At 72.7% G+C, this 16,531-nt stretch carries 15 protein-coding genes; 6 read left to right on the forward strand and 9 right to left on the reverse strand.

Going from position 1 to position 16,531, the window contains the following annotated elements:
* The first annotated feature begins 72 nt into the window (after positions 1 to 72).
* A complete protein-coding gene (locus PZC42_RS10630) occupies positions 73 to 1,209 on the forward strand; it encodes a dipeptidase (RefSeq protein ID WP_277210840.1) in 1,137 nt (378 codons plus the stop codon).
* A gap of 373 nt (positions 1,210 to 1,582) precedes the next feature.
* Here PZC42_RS10630 and PZC42_RS10635 read toward each other — a convergent pair whose 3' ends face one another.
* From PZC42_RS10635 to PZC42_RS10660, 6 genes are all read right to left on the reverse strand, one after another.
* Positions 1,583 to 2,017 carry a nucleotidyl transferase AbiEii/AbiGii toxin family protein gene (locus tag PZC42_RS10635; protein WP_277210842.1) on the reverse strand — a complete coding sequence of 145 codons (435 nt, stop codon included), beginning with the start codon at positions 2,015 to 2,017 and terminating at the stop codon, positions 1,583 to 1,585.
* A gap of 53 nt (positions 2,018 to 2,070) precedes the next feature.
* Positions 2,071 to 2,481, reverse strand: a complete 411-nt coding sequence (locus PZC42_RS10640) for a hypothetical protein (protein ID WP_277210844.1) — start codon at positions 2,479 to 2,481, stop codon at positions 2,071 to 2,073.
* 201 nt (positions 2,482 to 2,682) lie between these two features.
* The gene (locus tag PZC42_RS10645) at positions 2,683 to 2,943 is read right to left on the reverse strand and encodes a hypothetical protein (protein ID WP_277210846.1); all 261 of its coding nucleotides are present in this window, start codon (positions 2,941 to 2,943) and stop codon (positions 2,683 to 2,685) included.
* Positions 2,944 to 3,014: 71 nt separating this feature from the next.
* Positions 3,015 to 5,762: an FtsX-like permease family protein gene (locus PZC42_RS10650; protein ID WP_277210848.1), complete on the reverse strand. Its 2,748-nt coding sequence runs from the start codon at positions 5,760 to 5,762 to the stop codon at positions 3,015 to 3,017.
* Positions 5,759 to 6,490, reverse strand: coding sequence for an ABC transporter ATP-binding protein (locus PZC42_RS10655; RefSeq protein WP_277210850.1), 732 nt, complete (start codon positions 6,488 to 6,490; stop codon positions 5,759 to 5,761). Before PZC42_RS10655 ends, PZC42_RS10650 begins: the two co-directional genes overlap by 4 nt.
* Positions 6,487 to 7,128: a PadR family transcriptional regulator gene (locus PZC42_RS10660; protein ID WP_277210852.1), complete on the reverse strand. Its 642-nt coding sequence runs from the start codon at positions 7,126 to 7,128 to the stop codon at positions 6,487 to 6,489. The genes PZC42_RS10655 and PZC42_RS10660 overlap by 4 nt, the downstream gene beginning before the upstream one ends.
* A 164-nt stretch (positions 7,129 to 7,292) precedes the next feature.
* Between PZC42_RS10660 and PZC42_RS10665 the strand changes: the two genes are divergently transcribed.
* A complete protein-coding gene (locus tag PZC42_RS10665) occupies positions 7,293 to 9,392 on the forward strand; it encodes a gluzincin family metallopeptidase (protein WP_277210854.1) in 2,100 nt (699 codons plus the stop codon).
* Between the two features lie 5 nt (positions 9,393 to 9,397).
* Here the strand turns inward: PZC42_RS10665 and PZC42_RS10670 are convergent, their stop codons facing one another.
* Together PZC42_RS10670 and PZC42_RS10675 are read right to left on the reverse strand one after the other, a co-directional pair.
* Positions 9,398 to 10,729 carry a hypothetical protein gene (locus PZC42_RS10670; RefSeq protein WP_277210856.1) on the reverse strand — a complete coding sequence of 444 codons (1,332 nt, stop codon included), beginning with the start codon at positions 10,727 to 10,729 and terminating at the stop codon, positions 9,398 to 9,400.
* On the reverse strand, positions 10,726 to 11,316 hold the full coding sequence (locus PZC42_RS10675; protein WP_277210858.1) for an RNA polymerase sigma factor: 591 nt from the start codon (positions 11,314 to 11,316) through the stop codon (positions 10,726 to 10,728). Before PZC42_RS10675 ends, PZC42_RS10670 begins: the two co-directional genes overlap by 4 nt.
* Positions 11,317 to 11,516: 200 nt before the next feature.
* On the opposite strand from PZC42_RS10675, the gene PZC42_RS10680 reads away from it, so the two are divergent.
* From PZC42_RS10680 to PZC42_RS10690, 3 genes are all read left to right on the forward strand, one after another.
* Positions 11,517 to 12,059, forward strand: coding sequence for a hypothetical protein (locus PZC42_RS10680; protein ID WP_277210860.1), 543 nt, complete (start codon positions 11,517 to 11,519; stop codon positions 12,057 to 12,059).
* Positions 12,060 to 12,164: 105 nt separating this feature from the next.
* On the forward strand, positions 12,165 to 13,085 hold the full coding sequence (locus PZC42_RS10685; RefSeq protein WP_277210862.1) for a universal stress protein: 921 nt from the start codon (positions 12,165 to 12,167) through the stop codon (positions 13,083 to 13,085).
* 63 nt (positions 13,086 to 13,148) lie between these two features.
* Positions 13,149 to 13,796 (forward strand): response regulator, encoded by a 648-nt coding sequence (locus PZC42_RS10690; RefSeq protein WP_277210863.1) that lies wholly within the window; start codon positions 13,149 to 13,151, stop codon positions 13,794 to 13,796.
* A 21-nt stretch (positions 13,797 to 13,817) separates the two neighbouring features.
* Here PZC42_RS10690 and PZC42_RS10695 read toward each other — a convergent pair whose 3' ends face one another.
* Positions 13,818 to 15,443, reverse strand: a complete 1,626-nt coding sequence (locus tag PZC42_RS10695) for a GAF domain-containing sensor histidine kinase (protein ID WP_277210866.1) — start codon at positions 15,441 to 15,443, stop codon at positions 13,818 to 13,820.
* A gap of 125 nt (positions 15,444 to 15,568) precedes the next feature.
* Between PZC42_RS10695 and PZC42_RS10700 the strand changes: the two genes are divergently transcribed.
* Positions 15,569 to 16,492 carry a universal stress protein gene (locus PZC42_RS10700; protein ID WP_277210867.1) on the forward strand — a complete coding sequence of 308 codons (924 nt, stop codon included), beginning with the start codon at positions 15,569 to 15,571 and terminating at the stop codon, positions 16,490 to 16,492.
* The last annotated feature ends 39 nt before the right edge of the window (positions 16,493 to 16,531 follow it).

Consider the following 16,531-nt stretch of genomic DNA (forward strand, 5'->3'; position numbering starts at 1 on the left):
GGACGGTCCCCGCCGGTCGGGTCCACGACCTGCGGGCGCCGGTCCGGAGGTTCGCGGGCTAGGGTCGCGAGCATGGTGAGCGAACGAGTCCGGGACATCCTGGCCGACCAGCCCGTCTGGGACGGGCACAACGACCTGGCGTGGGCAGCCCGTGAGCAGGTCGCCTACGACTGGGACCGGCTCGACATCTCCGGCTCCACCAGGGGCCGCACCCAGACCGACATCCCGCGGCTGCGCGCGGGGGGCGTGGGCGCCCAGTACTGGTCGGTCTACGTGCCCTCCACGCTGCCCGGTGCCGAGGCCGTCGTGGCGACGCTGGAGCAGATCGACGCCGTGCACCGGATGGTCGCCCGCAACACCGACCAGCTCCAGCTCGCGGTGAGCGTCGCCGACGTCGAGGAGGCCTGGGCGCACGGCCGGATCGCCAGCCTGCTGGGTGCCGAGGGAGGTCACTCCATCGACGGGTCCCTCGGCGTGCTCCGCATGTTCAGCGCACTGGGCGTGTCGTACATGACGCTCACGCACAACGACAACACCTCGTGGGCGGACTCCGCCACGGACCTCCCGAGCGAGCACGGGGGGCTGAACGGCTTCGGCCGCGAGGTGGTGCGCGAGATGAACAGTCTCGGCATGCTCGTCGACCTCTCCCACGTCGCCGACGGCACCATGCACGCCGCCCTCGAGGTCAGCCAGGCACCCGTCATCTTCTCCCACTCCAGTGCCCGCGCCGTCTGCGACGTCCCCCGCAACGTGCCCGACGACGTCCTGGTCCGCCTGGCGGACAACGGCGGCGTCTGCATGGTCACGTTCGTCCCGCACTTCGTGACGCCGGAGGTCGCACAGTGGAAGGCCGCCGCCGAGGACGTGGCTGAGGCCGAGGGCGTCCGGGTCAACGACTACCCGACGTTCAGCGCCTTCCTCGCCCGGTGGCGCCAGGAGAACCCGGCGCCACCGTCCCGGCTGACCGACGTCGTCGAGCACGTCGAGCACGTCCGGGAGGTGGCGGGCGTCGAGCACGTAGGACTCGGCGGGGACTACGACGGCGCGGACGGGTTCGCCCCGGAGCTCGCCGACGTCTCGGGGTACCCCGCCCTGCTGGAGGCGCTAGCAGAGCGGGGATGGTCGGACGCGGACCTCGGCCAGCTCACGAGCCGGAACATGCTGCGGGTCATGCGCGACGCGGAGTCCGTGTCGAACCGTCTGCACTGAGGGCCGGGGCGCGTCAGGCGCGCACTTGCGGCTGATTCGTCGTCCGAGCGGTCGCTGTCACTGGTCGGAGACGGGAGTCCATGCGCGGCAATAGCCCGTCTGCGCGGCCGACCTGCCGTAGCGGGTCGCCCACTCGGCCGGTGGGTTGAACTCGCGGCGCTCGGGAAGGCCGCGGTGTCCTCGCTCCGCTGTGATCGCAGCTCGCAGCTCGCAGCGCGCCGAGATCGAGCACGTGGCTGCGAGCGATCACCACGATGTCGACCAGATCGTGCACTCGGCCGGATGGATATCCGCCGTAGGAGGTCTCGGTGGCGCACACCTTGTCGGCGACATGGTCGACGATCGGATACAGGAGTACGGTCGACGGCGTGTATTACGGCACAACGATGTCGGGGATCTTGGCGCCGGCTTCTGGGTCGGCAGTCATGAGCGACCCCGTGACCAGATCGATGTGGAACGGGAACGGCTTCGTGCCGGCGTACATCTCCACTTGTACGCGCATTGTGCGTACCTTCGGCTGGAGCTCGGAGCCGACTTCGACAGTCCTGGTCACCTGGAACGTGAAGGGGTCACCGACATCCCTCTCCAGTGCCGACCGCAGGTCCTCGACCGCCTGATCGGGCGTGACACCTCGACGCAACAGGTCCACGTCGACCGTGTAGCGCGCATCGCCGACCCGCCGCAGCAGCGCGCCCCCTCCTTTGAGTACCCACCGCTCGTCTTCGTCGGCGAACACTCGCGCCAGCAGACGGTCGAAGGCGTACTCGCGGACCAAGGCGTCCTTCGGCCGTCCGGTCTGCTTGCTCATGACTCGGGCACGGTCGCTGACCGAGCGCCACACCTGTCCTGCTGACCGGGGGCTCATGCGCTCGCCGCGCTCTCATCCTGACCAGATGTGCCGGCAGGAGAGTCCGTCGACGAGTCCGTCCCGGCATCTGTGAGCAGTGGCAGCCACGCGCTAGGGTCAGCGGTCTCGCCCTGTGCGGGGCTGTTCGCCCAGCGTCTCAGGTGCTCGACAATGCTGGTGGGGTCGAGTTCGGCGGTGCGCAGAATCGTCGGCCAGGCAGTCTGGGTGCGACTCTCGCCGAGTACCCGCAGCAGGCCCTGGCGCGTGCGCTCGGTCGTCGTCTGACCGGTGCGGACGGCGTCGCCGAAGACGCCGGCGACGTGACTCAGGTCGTGGCCGGAGCGCACCAGGTCCGCGATCGTGCGCTCCGGGGTGGTCGTAGGCATGCCGTCGATGAGCCTGACGTCCTGCGGTTCGAGGGTCATGACATGGATGCGCAGATCTGTGCGGCGACGAGTCTGGCGACGTCTTGGCACAGTGATCTCGACTTCGTCGGCGGTTTCTTCGCGATGTCCCGCACCTGGAGTGACGAAAGTAACGCCCAGGTGGTGCTTTCGTGGCCAGCCCGCTCGTGGCTCAGGCGGCCAGCGCAGAGAGGGCACCGTGCGGTGGGGTGCGTCTGAGCCTCAGACCCCGAGGGTCCGGGCGGACCAGGACAGCCCGAGCGCCTGCAGGACCTCGGAGGGATCCCGTTCCGCGGCCTCGGTGTAGGCGCGCAGCGACATGACGGACGCGGTGAGCATCGTGGTCATGACCTGGCGGGCCAGCTGTGGATCGCGGCTGGCCTCGTCGAGAAGCTCCTGGACGACCCGCGACCGGATCCCGAGATCCGGGTCGGTGCACGCCGTGAGCAGCGCGATGGTTGTGGATCCGGCCTCGGAATACATGACGACCCCCCGGTGTCTTGTGCCTCCGGTCTACCGCACGGGGAAGCGGTGCGCGAGCCGAGGGGGACCGTCTACGTCGCCAGCCGGCGGGTGATCACCTCCCGGGACCGTGTCACCAGCCAGGCGACGACGACGGCGACGACGACGAGCCCGACGACGGTCGCACCGAGGGTGGCCCAGGGCACCTCGACGGTCCACCGGATGTCGGACGTTCCCTGCTCGTGCCGTCTGAGCAGGACGAACGCGGCACCGAGCGCGATACCGGACAAGGCGCCCAGCACCGAGCCGATGGCCGCGACCGTGCCGGCCTGCGCCGCCACGATCCGCTTGCGCAGCCGCGGTGGTGCCCCCACGGCGGCGAGCGTCGCGAGGTCCGGTCGCGCCTCGGTCGCGGCGAGCGCAGCGGCGATCCAGGCGGCGGCGAGGGCCAGGAGGCCGGTGCTCACGATGATCGCCAGTGATGTGATCCACTGCGGCGTGCCGTACTCCTCGACCCCGGTGGCCACTTCCGCGCACACCGAGCACCATCCGATCTCCGCCCCGGGGAATGCCGCGTCGAGCTCGGCCTGCAAGGTGTCCCGATCGGTCCGGGAGAGGGGTTCGCCCGGCATGGCGATCAAGCCGCCGACGGCGGTGGTCGCCCCGAGCTCGGCCACCAACGACGGCGGCAGCACCGGGTAGTTGGTGTTGGACGGGCCGAGCGGGTCGCCGAGGCCGATCGCCGGCACCTCAAGGGTGTCGCCGGTGAGTTCCTGCCCCGCCTCGGTGTCCCACCGGTGCAGCATCAGGTGCGCGGTGCCGTCGTCCCCGACCTCGCCGGCCTGCACCACTGCCCTGCCGTCGGCCAGTGCCGCACGCGCGGCGGCCGGGTCGGGCAGGCCGAGCAGCTCGGCCAGGGCGCCGCCGTCGACCACGGGTCCGGGTACGGCGCCACCTCCGTGGGTGATTCCGCCGATATGGTGGTCGGGCGGGCTCTCGGGCCAGACGGACAGGTCGATGCCAGGTTCGCCCGAGCGCAGCACGGAGATCTCGAGGATCTCGGTGTCCGGGCCGACGACGTCCCGCATCAGGTCCGCGACCCGGTCGGCGTCCGCAGGGGCGAGCGTCGGGTCGGCATCGCCCTGCGAGGCGGCGACGACGAGTGCGCCGGGCGCCGCCGTCAGGGCCTGGGATCGCTCGTCGAAGTGCGACATCGCCGTGGAGTACACCAACCCGCCCGACGCCCCGGCGACGGCGACGAGGACTGCGGCGAGGGCAGGTGCGGTTCGTCCCCGATGGCGGGCGGCGTCCCGCAGCGCGAAGCGCCACGTCAGGGGCAGATGCCGAGCAAGGCGCCCGAGCAGTGCGACGATGCCGCCGCAGGCGAGCACGAGACCGATCTCGCCGACCACCACACCGGCCGCCACCAGGAGCGGCATCGCGGCGATACCGGCCACGAGCGCGCCGCCGAACGCGACGGCGCCCAGCGCGGTACCGACGGCGGCGGGCCACCGGCGGGCGGCGGCCTCGGTGCGGCGTCCGCCGAGTACGGCGACCATGTCGGTCTTCGCTGCTCCCCGGGCTGGCAGCCAGGCGGCCATGGTGGCGATGAGCGTGCCGACGGCGATCATGGCGGCGACGATCCACCAGGGCACGACGACACCGGCGAGGCTGCCTGTCGTGGTGGCGGCGAGGACCAGCACCCCGGCGAGCCCGAGGGCGGCCCCGAGCAGGGAACCGCCCAGGCCGACCACCACCCCGGTGCTGAGCACGACGGCGCGTAGCGTGCGCCGCGACCCGCCGGAGGCGGCGATCAGCGCTAGTGAGCGGGCCGAGCGTCGCGTCCCGACGGCGAACGCGGGACCGATGAGCAGCACGGCCTCGAGCAGCGCGACGGCGGCGACGGCGCCGACGGCGGACCAGGACCGGACCAGGTCGGTCCTGTCGGCGGCCACGGCCTCGGCGTAGACGTCGTAGTACGGCACGGCGTCCGTCGACGGTGGGTCGAGCAGGACGTCACGACTGGTCACGACGGCGCCGACGTCGTTGAGCTCGAGGACATCGTGCCAGGTCACGGGCTGTCCCCCGGCGACGAACCACGTGACCTGCGGTACGAGCGGGCCGTTGGCCACAGAGGTCTCCGGCGCCGACAGCAGGCCGTCTGCCGGCACGATTGCCTCGCCGTACCAGAACGGGGTGTCGCGGATCAGCCCGGCGACGGTCACGGTGGCGGTCTCGCGCGATGCACCGTCGGCGGACGGGTGCTCGACGTCGACGCTGTCGCCCACGGTGAGCCCCAGCTCGGCCGCGACGTCGGCATCGAGGGCGATCTCGCCGTCATCGGGCAGGGTGCCGGCCGCGAGGGGGAGCGCGGCGGCCAGCTCGGGGACCTCGAGATCGCTCTGCATGACCTCGATGTCGCGGACCCTGCCGCCGTGGTGGAGGCGGACACCGTGCCGGAGGCTGAGCAGCCGGGTGTCGTCGGCTGGCAGCGAGCGCGAGACCGTGTCCTCGAACTCCGTCAGGGGCACGGGCTCGGGTTCCGTGCCCAGGCCGTCGTCGCCCGCCGGCGCGGCGTTGCCCCGCGGGTCCTGCAGCACCGGGCCGGCCGCAGCGGTGATCGAGGCCTGCAGTCGGGGTCCGAGCGCTTGCTCGACCCGCCGCTCAGGGGTGTCCGCCTGGGCATAGATCGCGCTGGCGAGGAAGACTCCGGCGCCGACGGTGAGCGCCACCATCGACGCGACCAACGTCGTCCGCCCCTTGTTGCGACGAGCGTCGCGCCGTCCGTAGCGCAGCGCGACGCGCCAGCGGCCGAGCAGGCGGGAGAGTCCGGCGCTCATGCACGGACCGCGCGATCGAGCAGCGAGTCTGGTCCGGCTGCCGTGCCGGTCGAGTCGACGAGGCGCCCGTCGCGCAGGAACACGATGCGGTCTGCCCAGGCGGCGTGTCGGGCGTCGTGCGTGACGAGCAGTCCGGCGGCGCCGGCGTCGACGCGCTGGCGCAGGACGTGCAGCACTGCGTCGCCGGTCACCGAGTCCAGGGCGCCGGTGGGTTCGTCGGCCAGCACGAGGCGTCGGGGGCCGACCAGCGCACGCGCGATCGCGACGCGTTGGGTCTGGCCGCCGGACATCTCGTGAGGAAAGCGGTCGGCCAGGTGGTCGAGCTCGACGGCGGCCAGTGCCGCGGTGCCCTCGGCCCTCGCACGCCGGGTGGGCTGCCCGTCGAGCTCGAGGGGGAGCATGACGTTCTCCAGCGCGGTCAGGGCGGGCACCAGGTTGAGGTCCTGGAACACGTAGCCGGCATGCCGTCGGCGCAGGCGTGCGCGGCTCGTGGCGTCGAGGGCGCCGACGTCGTCGCGGCCCAGCGTGACGGTGCCCGACGACGGCGTGTCGAGCCCGCCGGCGAGGTTGAGCAGCGTGGACTTGCCCGACCCGGACGGGCCCATGACGGCGACGAGCTCGCCCATGCGCACCTCGAGGTCGATGCCGCACAGGGCCTCGACGCGGGTGGGGCCCTCGCCGTGCGTGCGGGTCACGCCGTGCATCCGCAGCATCGCGGGGGCGTTCATCGCGCGCTCCCGTCGTGCCCGACGGCGGTGCCGGCGTCCGGTGCTTCGCTCGGGGCAGGTTCGGGCCGGGCGGGAGTGCCGCCGTCGGGCACGGCGCTCGTGGTGGCGGCGCGCTGGGTGGCGGCGCGGGTGACCGTGGACTCGACGTGGTCGAGCCAACGTGCCTCGGCCTCGGCGGCGAAGATCAGCGACTCGAGGACGAGGGACCACGCCAGTCCGTCGGGCTCGCTCGCGGCATCCCGCTTGAGCCGGGTGTAGTCGCGCAGGGCGCGGAGCGTCTCGGTGCGCTGCTGCTGGACGACGGCGGTGAGGTCCACGCCGGGCACCGTGACGGCGAGCGCGAGCTTGATCGCGAGCTCGTCGCGCGTGGGTGCTGTCCGGGGGACCGGCCTGGTCCACCAGCCGTCGGCCTCGGCGCGTCCGGGGGCGGTGAGCCGGAAGCGCTCCGGTGCCTCGGCGTCGTCGGCGGGTACCGGCTCGACCAGGCCGTCGCGCGCGAGGCGCTGCAGCGTGGTGTACGCCTGGCCGATGTTGAGTGGCCAGGTGCCACCGGTGCGGGACTCGAACTCCTGCCGGAGCTGATAGCCGTGCATGGGCCGCTCGCTGAGCAGCGCCAGGATTCCCTGCCGGACGGACACGGGTACCTCCAGGGGTTACTGAGTAAGTACAGATGGTTACCCGGTAACCATCTGGTGTCAAGGCGCGCGACCCGACTTCTGGGATACCGACCGGTCAACCAGTCCCGCTACCATCACCTGCGACGACCGCCAGGCCGTCGGACGAACAACATGACGGAGCAGACGTGGCGCGCGCGGACCGGACCCGAACGGCATCCCCGGGGCGCCTGCTCCGCAGCGCGGCGACCGGGTTGGTCGCGCTCGCGCTCGGGCTCGGCGGGCTGGTCGTCGCGCCGGCGGGGGTGACCCCGGCGGACGCCGCCAACGGGATCACCGAGGAGACGCACGCCCGGTACGTGGTCAAGGCGAAGGGCTCGGTCACGGCGAAGGTCACGACGACCATCACCAACGTGACGCCGGACCGCGGCAACACCTACTACTACTGGAACTCCTACAGCGTCGCCGTGCCGGCCAGCGCGAAGAACGTCCGGGCCACGAGCGGTGGGTCGTCGCTGACCGTGCGTCTGGCGTCGGAGTCCGACGAGCCGAACGTCCAGTGGGCCACCGCGACGTTCTCGCCGCTGCGCTACGGGCGGAGCCGCACCATCGTGTGGACCTACGAGATCGCCGGCGCGCCGATCCGCTCCGACCGATGGACCCGCGTCGGTCCCGGGTACGGCACGTTCGCCGCCCAGGCCACCGGTGACCCCGGCAAGGTCAGCGTCGAGGTCGTGGTGCCGAAGTCCATGAAGTTCGACGCCACCGCCGACTTCACGCGCGATCAGCAGGGCAAGAAGAGCGTCTACACCCTCGACGAGTACAGCAAGGACTGGGGAGTCTGGTCCGTCGTCTCCGTGCGTGACGCGGCCAAGGCTGATGAACGAGAGGTCACCGTCGGTGACGCCACCCTGACGCTGCAGGGCTTTCCCGGCGACGACACCTGGCTGGAGTTCGCCGCCGACCGGGTCACCGTCGGCCTGCCTGTCCTGGAGTCGCTCCTCGACGCCCCGTGGCCGGGCCGCATCGAGACCATCCGTGAGGACGTCTCCCCGCAGGTGCTCGGCTACGCCTGGTTCGACGCCGCCGGGAACGAGATCGTCCTGGGCGAGGAGCTCGACGAGGCGACGCTCTTCCACGAGCTCGGCCACGCCTGGTTCGACGACGAGCGGTTCGAGGGCCGCTGGCTCTACGAAGGTCTGACCGAGACCACCGCGTACCGCGTGATCGACGCCGTCGACGGCGAGGGCGAGCCCCGCGAGGTCCCGAGGCGCAAGGCGAAGGGCGCCCTGCCGCTGCTCGACTGGTCCGAGACCGAGCGTGACCACGACATCGAGACCTACGCCTACGCGGCCTCCTACGCCGCCGTGCAACAGATGCTCGGTGACCTCGACGACGAGCAGTTCACCGCCGTGGTCTCAGCCGCCTACGCCGGTGAGGGTGCCTACGAGCAGCCCGGCAGCGCCCGCACCAACTCCGGTCGGGTGGACTGGCAGCGGTTCCTCGACCTGGTCGCCGAACGGGGCGGCGTGGACGGCACCGAGGTCTACGAGAAGTGGGTCGTGGACCGTTCTCGGGCCGGGCTCCTCGACGAGCGCACCGACGCCCGCACGGACTACGCGAGCCTCGACGAGGCCGACGGCGCATGGCAGGTGCCGCTCGGGCTGCGGCGAGCCATGACCGACTGGGAGTTCGACGAGGCTGCCGACGCGGTCGCCGTCCTCGAGCCCGTCGCGCCGGACGCGCTCGCCGTACAGCAGACCGCCGAGGCCACCGGGCTCGAGGTTCCCGAGGCAGTGCGCGCCGCCTACGAGGACGCCGAGTCCGACGCGGAGTACGAGGAGCTCGCGACGCTCCTACCTCAGGCCGCTACCACGATGGAGCAGGTCAGCGAGGTCTCCGACGCCGTCGCCGCCGAGCGCGACCCGATCACCGAGCTGGGCGAGTCGCTGCTCGACGTCGAGGCCACCGCGGCCGAGGCGCGGGACGCCCTCACCGCCGGCGACCTCGACCAGGCCTCGGCGCTCGCGGACGAGACGACCGAGCAGGCGGACCGGGCACTGTGGGTGGGGCTCGGCGTCGTCGTCGGCGGGCTGGTCCTGCTCGCGCTCCTCGTGCTCGTTCCGGTGCTGCTGGTCCGGCGTCGCCGTCGCCGGGGGACCGTGCTCACGGAGCCGCAGGTGGTGGCGGTCATCCCGGCGCCAGGTGCGGCGCCGCAGGACGCCGACGAGGCGGAGGACGCGTCCGACGACGGCGCGGACGGAGCGAAGACGCCGGTCGGCGGCTGAGGGGTCTACTCGAAGACGGTGCCCTCACCGCCCAGCGAGCCGTCGGTGAGGTACCAGCGGAGCGTGGCGTCCTGCCACGGGCCGAGGTCGTCAACGGTGCCCAGGTCGGTGTCCCACACCACCCAGTAGCCGTCGACGACCTCGGCCTGGAACCGGGCGCCGGAGGTTTGGACCTCGACCCGCGCGACGTCCTCGCCGGCGCGGCCGAAGAGCGCGCCAGCGGTTCCTGACCCTCCACCGGCTACCGCGATGGCCTCCTGGGCGGCAGGAGTCTCGACAGAGCTCGTCCCGCTGCTGCTGAACCGCTGGGCGTACGGCGGACCTGCGTCCTGCATGCACAGCACCGTTCTGGCGGCCCCGTCCGCGAGGAGCGTCACACCGATCCCGTCGCGGACCTCCTCGAGCACCGGCTGCAGGCCGGACCGGCACACCTGGCGGCGCGCCTCGGCCAGCGGGGTGGTGGCGTCGACGCCCGGCCAGGCCTCGTCGAGCGACATCGACCGCTCGGTGCCGTCCGCCAGCCGCCACATGAGCGTGATGTCAGCGTCGGGCGGGACGACCTGCCCGGTCTCGTGGTCGCGCCGGGAGAAGAAGAAGGACCAGTAGCCGTCGTCGGTCATCCGTGCCTCGCCGACCATCCCGGAGTCGCGCGAGTCGTCGGTCCACTCGATCAGCACGTCGACGGCAGAGACCTCAGGTCCCGCGACCCCCCAGGCGACGGACTTCACCTCGGTCGTGATTCCTCGCGGGAGCACCTGGTCGTCAGCGAGGTCGACGTCCGGCACGGACCAGGTCCTGCTGGACCTCGTCGAGCTGTCCCCCGCCCGCGTCTCGGTGCAGTAGCCGGCGAGATCGCTGTTGTCGCTCACGAGCAACGCCAGATCGGTGTCGGGCCAGGACTCCTGTGCGACCGTGTGCCAGGACAGCTCGAAAGTACTGTCGGCGGGCAGGTTGATCGACGCCGTCAGTCGGTCCGCGCAGCTCCGCTCGGGCGAGGCCGGGAGGATCCCCGGCCCCACCGGGGAGAGCACCACCGCGGCAGCCGCCACCACGACACCGCCGGCCGCTACGGCGGCCACCGAGGATCGGTGCTTCCGCCGCCGGCGGGCCACGTCGAGCGGCACGACGTCGTCGAGCGAGTCGTCGTCGAGGTCGACGACGTGGGCATCACCGTGCGCGCGGCCCCGCCGGGTGTGGAGCTGGGTCGGAGCGTCGGACGGACCGTGGGACCGGGCGGCGTCGAACACCGCGGCGCGCGCCGCCTCGAGACCCACGGGGTCCGGCGACGACGTCGGGGCGAGTCGGGCCAGCCGGTCGTTCATGTCGTGGGCGCTCATGCCGACCTCCGGGTGGGTGAGGTGGTGCTGGCGACAGCACGCAGGGTGGGGGTGTCGTCGTCGACGAACGAGGCCAACCGCCGTCGGGCCCGGTGCAGACGGACGTGGAAGGCCGCCGTCGTGCACCCGGCGACGTCGGCGGCCCGGGCGGGCGCGAGCCCGTCCCAGGCGACCAGGAGGATGGCCTCTCGCTCTCGCTCGGTGAGCGCGGCCAGACCGCGCAGCAGCACGTCGCGTTCGGTGGCGAACGACTCGGGCGACCCGGCCGTGGGCGGCGCCGCGTTCTCGAGGTGGGCCAGCTCGGTGTCGAGACGACGGCGCCGGGACTGGGAACGCTCGGCGTTGCGCCGGAGGTTGCGGGCCACGACGAGCAGCCACGGCAGGGCGTCGTCGGGGACGTCGGCCAGCCGCCGCCAGGCGACAAGGAACGTCTCGGACAGCAGGTCCTGGGCGGTGTCCGGGTCGCTGTGGCGCAGCAGGTAGGCCTGGACGCGGACGGCGTGCGCGTCCCACAGCGTGGCGAGGCGCGCGGCGGGGTCGCCGTCCGCGCCGGCCGGTGCGGGGACACCGGGGGATGGGGTGCTCACACCACGTAGTGTCCCCGGCCGGTCGGGACTTACGTGCCTGTCCTGATCGGGACCTTCGGTCCCCACGGCAGGGTCGACGTACCCCCGGACCAGGGCCGTTGCACCCTCCCGTCGCACCATGCCCGACGGCGATGCTGGTCTCGTCGCCCGGGAGAGGCCCGGGCAGCGAGGGCCGGGCCGCCCGGTCGTAGGAGGACGCCATGACTGCCGCCGTCCGGGGCAACCCGACCATGCCCACCACTCCGGAGCGCACCGGGCTGTCGCCCGTCGCGGCGACCACGTTCGCGGTGCTCCGGCTGCTCATCGCCTTCCAGTTCCTGTGGGCCTTCGCGGACAAGACGTTCGGGCTCGGGCTGGGGACGCCGGCCGAGAGGGCCTGGATCGCAGGGGGCTCGCCGACCGAGGGCTTCCTCAGCAACGTCGAGGGTCCGTTCGCCGGGTTCTTCGGCGGACTGGCCGGGGTCGCCGTCATCGACTGGTTGTTCATGCTCGGCCTGCTCGGCATCGGCCTGGCCTTCGCGCTGGGCATCGGGATGCGGATCGCCGCCGTCTCGGGTGTCGTCCTGCTGGTCATGATGTGGATGGCCGCCCTGCCGATCGAGGTCAACCCGTTCCTGGACGACCACCTCATCGAGGCCGTGCTCCTCATCGGTCTCGCCGCCGTGGCGGCCGGGGACACGCTCGGGCTCGGCCGTCGCTGGGCGGCGACCGACCTGGTGCAGCGCTACCCGATCCTGCGCTGAGCGCGTCGCTGGATCGTCCGCCGTGCCGCTGACCTCCTCGAGGCCGATCCTGGCCTCGAGGTCGTCGGCGTGACCCCATGACACGCAGGATCGAAGGAGGCTGACATGACCAGGCACCACGGAGTGGTCGTCGGTGTGGACGGTTCGACGGCCAGCGACCAGGCGCTCGACTGGGCGGCGGCCGAGGCAGTCCGCCGGGGGACCACGCTGACCGTGCTGAACGCCTACGACCTCACGACCGTCCCGGGTCAGGCGGGCTATGGGGTCGGGCCCAAGGTGATGCGGGACGAGGCCACGGAAGTCGTCGGTCGGGCGGCCGAACGGCTGGCGAGGGCCCGCACGGAGTGCGCCGGCCTGGTGCCGGCCGTCGACGACATCAGCTGGGAGACGATCCGCGGGTCGGCGGCCGGAGCGCTCGTCGATCTCTCCGGCACGAGCGGTCTCGTCGTCGTCGGACGGCGTGGACTGCACGCTCTCGACCGCATCGTCCTGGGGTCCGTCTCCGCGGCCGTGTCGGCGAGGGCGAGAGGGCCGGTGGCAGTCGTGCCGTTCGATCCCGTGGCCGAGAGCTCGGCCTGCCCCGGAGACCTCGTCGGGCCGGTGTGGCGGGTCGTGGCTGCCGTCGACTTCGACGACCACCTGGACCGCGTGCTCGAGCTCGCCTTCGACGAGGCCCAGCACGCGGGTGCCCCGCTGCTGCTCGTGCACGCCCTCCCCTCGGAGTTCATCGCGGGTCCGTACGCGATGGAGACGGCGTGGGTGCACCAGCACCAGGGTGAGGCGACGGCTCGTCTCGAGGACGAGCTGAACCGGTGGACGCAGAAGTACCCGACGGTGGAGTGGACCATCGAGATGGCGCACGGGTCGGTCACCGACGTTCTCACCCAGCGGCTCGGCCGGCACGACCTCGTCGTCGTCGGCGGTCGGCGGCACAGCCCGATCGTCGGGCGGATCCTGCGGTCGGACGCCGACCGGCTCGGCCGGGACGTCGAGTGCCCCGTCATCGTCGCGCACGAGCAGGGGTGACGACATCGTTCCCGCCCGGTGCAGCGCTACCCGATCCTGCGCTGAGTGCGTAGCGTGGTCGCCATGAGCGAACAGACCGTGCGGGTCTTCCTCGTGGACGACCACGAGGTGGTCCGCCGTGGTGTCGCCGACCTCCTCGAGGCCGAACCCGACCTCGAGGTCGTCGGTGAGGCGGGTTCGGCTGCCGAGGCGCTGGCCCGGGTGCCGGCCCTCCGGCCGGACGTCGCGGTGCTGGACGTCCGGCTTCCCGACGGCGACGGCGTCAGCGTCTGCCGCGAGCTGCGGTCGAGCACCGACGTCGCGTGCCTCATGCTCACCTCGTTCGACGACGACGAGGCGCTGTTCGACGCGATCCTCGCGGGTGCTGCAGGCTACGTCCTCAAGCAGGTGCGTGGCAGCGACCTCCTGTCGGCGATCCGTACCGTTGCGGCCGGCGGGTCGACGCTCGACCCGCGGGCGTCCCGCCTGGTCATGGAGCGCATGCGCGCCCAGGACCAGCCGGACGTCGATCCGTTGGCGGAGCTGACCGATCAGGAACGGCGCGTCCTGGCGCTCATCGGCCAGGGGATGACGAACCGGCAGATCGGCGCCGAGCTGTACCTCGCCGAGAAGACCGTCAAGAACTACGTGTCCAACGTGCTGGCGAAGCTGGGCCTGGAGCGCCGTGTGCAGGCGGCCGTGCTCTCCACCCGGCTCGAGCAGGGACACTGAGCGCAGCCGCCGACGGCGTCCCTACAGGTTCAGCGGGACGCGCCAGTGCAGTGCGGTGCCCGGCTGGTCTCGTTCGACGGTGAACGTCCCGCCGAGGTCCGCGGCTCGGCGCTCGAGGTTGGCCAGACCGCTCCGTGCGGCGTCGGCCGGGATGCCGCGACCGTCGTCGGCGACCGTGAGGACGACGTCGTCCCCGGCGACGAGCTCCACCCCGACGCGTCGCGCCTCGGCGTGCCGCGCGACGTTCGACAGCGCCTCGCGCAGCACCGCCACGAGGTGGTCCGCCGTGGCCGGCGGCACCAGGGTGTCCACAGCCCCTGCCATGTGCAGGGCGGGGGTGAAGCCCAGGGTGCGTGACGCGGCGTCGACCTCGGCGACGAGCCGGGCGCGCAGACCGACCCGGCGGACCGCACCGGTGGACGGCTGCAGCCCCCGGATGGTGGTGCGGATCAGGCTGATCGTCTCGTCGAGGTCACCGACCGCGCGTTCGACACGCTCGGCGTCACCCTTCGCCTCGGGCCGCTCCTGCATCCGCCGGCCGACCCCTTCCAGCGACAGTCCGGTGGCGTACAGCCGTTGGATCGCCAGGTCGTGCAGGTCGCGGGCGATGCGGTCGCGGTCGCGGACGACCGCGAGCCGCTCGGCGTCGCGCCGTCGTTCGGCGAGCTCGAGCGCCACGGCGGCCTGCGAGGCGAACGCCGCCAGCGCGTCGACGACGACCCGGGGGAACGGCGGTGTGCCCGCCCGCCGTCCGACGGTCAGGACGCCGGCCGTCCGGCCGGGCCCGCCGAGCGGCATCGCGGCGAGAGGCCCGACGACGCTCGGCGGGTTGAAGGAGAGCGTCTGGCGGTGGTCCGACGCGGCGTCACGGGTCACGACGGCCTGGCCGGCGGTGTAGGCCTCCGCCGCGAACGTGCCCTGCAGCGGGAGCCGGGTGCCTACCAGGCCGTCGGTGCCGGGGCCGTGGGCGGAGCGCACCCGCAGGTGGTCCGGAGCGTCGTCGTCGACGGTCGCCAGCACCGCGACGTCCGCCGCCGCGACCTGCACGGCCTCGCGGGCCACGGCGTCGAGCACCGACTCCGGAGTGTCTCCCGCGAGCACCCGGCGGGAGATCTCGTCGTTGCCGTGCGCCCACCGCTCCCGCAGGGTGGCCTCGTCGTAGAGCCGGGCGTTCTCGACGGCGACGCTCGCGGCGGAGGCGAGCGCCTCGATGAGTCGTTGGTCGTCCGCGGTGAACTCCCCGCCCCCTCGCTTGTCCGTGAGGTAGAGGTTGCCGAACGGGTTGCCGCGCACCTGCAGGGGGACGCCGAGGAAGGTCCGCATCGGCGGATGGTGGGCGGGGAACCCGACCGACCGGTGGTCCGCGGCCATGTCGGGGAGCCGCAGCGGGGCGGGGTGCCGGATCAGCTCGCCCAGGAGTCCACGCCCGCGAGGGTACGGGCCGATGGCGCGGATCTCGTCCTCGCTGAGCCCGACGGTGAGGAACTGGGCGATCTGCCCGTCCTCACCCAGGATGCCGAGGGCGGCGTACCGCGCGTCGGCGATGTCGGCGGCCGCCTGCACGACCCGGTACAGCGTGCCCTCGAGCTCCAGACCACGGCCGACGGACAGCACGGCCTCGAGCAGGACGTCCGCGTCGTCGGTCATGGGGCAACGGTAGCGGCGTCGGTGCTGTCCGGCCCGGGACCTTCGGCCTCTCGGCAAGGGGCGAGCGCCCCTGCCGGGGCCGGTGTCCGCCGTGGCGTACTGGTGTTCAAGCGAAGGAGGATGCCATGAACACCAAGCGGTACGGGGTGGTCGTCGGGATCGACGGATCGTCGGCCGGCGGCCAGGCTCTGGACTGGGCGGCGGCCGAGGCGGTGCGCCGTCGTACGTCCCTGACGTTGCTGAGCGCCTATGAGGTCACCACGGTGCCCCTGGTCGACGGGTACGGGCTCGGGCCCGAGGCCCTCCGGGCGGAGGCGCAGGACGTGGTCGACAAGGCGTTGCGTCACCTGGCTGACGCACGCGTCCAGCGGCCCGGCGCGGTGCCGGACGCCGACGACGTCGACGTCGAGGTCGTCGAGGGCGCCCCGGCCGGGGTGCTGGTCGACCGTTCTGCCGCGAGCGACCTGGTGGTCGTCGGGAAGCGGGGGTTGCACGCGCTGGACCGGCTCGTGCTGGGCTCGGTGTCCACGGCGCTCTCGGCGATGGCTCGCGGGCCGGTCGCCGTGGTGCCGATCGACCCCGTGGCGCTGCAGTCCGTCTCTCCGGCCGACGCCGTCGGACCCGTGTGGCGGGTCGTCGCCGCCGTCGACTTCGACGACCACCTGGGACGGGTGCTCGACCGCGCCTTCGACGAGGCCCGGCTTGCCGGCGCTCCGCTGGTGGCGGTCCACGCGCTGAAGCAGGACTTCATCGCGGGGCCGTACGCGGCGGCGGGAGCGTGGGTCCACCAGTACCAGGACGAGGCGTTGGCGAGCCTGCACGACGAGATGCGGCGCTGGGAGGAGAAGTACCCCACCGTGCAGTGGTCGGTCGAGGTAGAGCACGGTTCCAGCGTCGACGTCCTGACCTCGCGGCTTGGTCGCCACGACCTGGTGGTGGTGGGCGGACGCCGGCACACGCCGATCGCCGGTCGCATCCTGCGTTCGGTGGCCGACCGGCTCGGGCGGGACGTGACCTGCCCGATGGTCGTGGCGCACGAGCAGCGCTGACGGCCGCGCACCAGGGTTCCCGCCTGGCCGCCCGTCCCC

It is taken from the genome of Isoptericola croceus (assembly GCF_029382255.1).
In the GTDB taxonomy this organism is placed as follows: Bacteria; Actinomycetota; Actinomycetes; order Actinomycetales; family Cellulomonadaceae; genus Isoptericola; species Isoptericola croceus.